Source organism: uncultured Ruegeria sp. (assembly GCF_947497005.1).
In the GTDB taxonomy this organism is placed as follows: Bacteria; Pseudomonadota; Alphaproteobacteria; order Rhodobacterales; family Rhodobacteraceae; genus Ruegeria.
The window spans coordinates 1-1,749 of record NZ_CANMFF010000055.1 but is presented as its reverse complement, the minus strand read 5'-3'; the positions used below and the strand labels follow the sequence as shown (position 1 = coordinate 1,749).

The following is a 1,749-nucleotide window of genomic DNA, read 5'->3' as shown; positions in this document are numbered from 1 at the left end:
CCAATGAGCTACAAATCCGACATCGAAATCGCCCGCGAAGCGAACAAGAAACCGATTCAGGAAATCGGCGCGAAGATCGGCATCGACTCCGCTGATCTGCTGCCCTACGGCCATGACAAGGCGAAGGTCAGCCAGGACTTCATCAACTCGGTTCAGGACCGCGAAGACGGCAAGCTGATCCTGGTGACCGCGATCAACCCGACCCCGGCAGGTGAAGGCAAGACCACCACCACAGTGGGTCTGGGCGACGGCCTGAACCGCATTGGCAAAAACGCGATGATCTGTATCCGCGAGGCCTCGCTGGGTCCGAATTTCGGTATGAAGGGCGGCGCCGCAGGTGGCGGTTACGCACAGGTCGTTCCGATGGAGGAAATGAACCTGCACTTCACCGGCGACTTCCACGCCATCACTTCGGCCCACTCGTTGCTGTCGGCGATGATCGACAACCACATCTACTGGGGTAACGAAGCCGAGATTGACGTGCGCCGCGTTGCATGGCGTCGTGTGGTCGACATGAACGATCGCGCTCTGCGTCAGATCACGGCGTCTCTGGGTGGTGTTTCGAACGGCTTCCCGCGTGAGACCGGCTTTGACATCACCGTGGCGTCGGAAGTCATGGCGATCCTGTGCCTGGCCAATGACCTGAAGGACCTGGAAAAGCGTCTGGGCGATATCATCGTTGCTTATCGCCGCGACAAGACCCCGGTCTACTGCCGTGACATCAAGGCCGAAGGCGCGATGACCGTTCTGCTGAAGGACGCGATGCAGCCGAACCTGGTGCAGACGCTGGAAAACAACCCTGCTTTCGTCCACGGCGGCCCGTTCGCGAACATCGCGCATGGCTGTAACTCGGTCATTGCGACCAAGACCGCTCTGAAAGTTGCGGACTATGTCGTGACCGAAGCCGGTTTCGGTGCCGATCTGGGTGCCGAGAAGTTCATGAACATCAAATGCCGCAAGGCGGGCATCGCACCGTCAGCGGTTGTTCTGGTTGCCACCGTGCGCGCGATGAAGATGAACGGCGGCGTTGCCAAGGCTGATCTGGGTGCGGAAAACGTCGATGCGGTTCAGTCGGGCTGTGCCAACCTGGGCCGTCATATCGAAAACGTAAAGTCGTTCGGTGTGCCGGTTGTTGTCGCCATCAACCACTTCGTCACCGACACCGATTCCGAAGTGCAGGCGGTCAGTGACTATTGTGGTGAGCATGGTGTTGAGGCGGTTCTGTCGCGTCACTGGGAGCTGGGTTCGGAAGGGTCCGCTCCGCTGGCCGAGAAAGTCGTGGAAATCGTTGAAGGTGGCAGCGCCAACTTCTCGCCGATCTACCCCGACGACATGCCGCTGTTCGAAAAGATCGAAACTGTCGCCAAGCGTATCTACCGCGCGGACGAGGTGCTGGCTGACAACAAGATCCGCAACCAGCTGCGCGAGTGGGAAGAAGCAGGCTATGGTAACCTGCCGGTCTGCATGGCGAAAACGCAGTACAGCTTCTCGACCGACCCGACCCTGCGTGGCGCACCAACCGGCCATTCGGTTCCGGTGCGCGAGGTTCGCCTGTCCGCAGGTGCCGGCTTCATCGTTGTTGTCTGCGGTGAAATCATGACCATGCCCGGTCTGCCACGCAAACCAGCTGCTGAAACCATCTGCCTTAACGACGCAGGTGAGATCGAGGGCTTGTTCTAAGCCGCTTTTTGAACCATCTCGTGGTCCGGGGATATATTCCCGGGCCATGAGGAGATGACGATGCCCACT

The 1,749-nt window shown here is 59.3% G+C and carries 1 protein-coding gene; it reads left to right on the top strand.

Annotated features, from left to right (window positions below; all coding sequences use genetic code 11):
* The first annotated feature begins 3 nt into the window (after window positions 1–3).
* On the top strand, window positions 4–1,680 hold the full coding sequence (locus tag Q0816_RS25875; protein WP_298856187.1) for a formate--tetrahydrofolate ligase: 1,677 nt from the start codon (window positions 4–6) through the stop codon (window positions 1,678–1,680).
* Window positions 1,681–1,749: the final 69 nt, after the last annotated feature.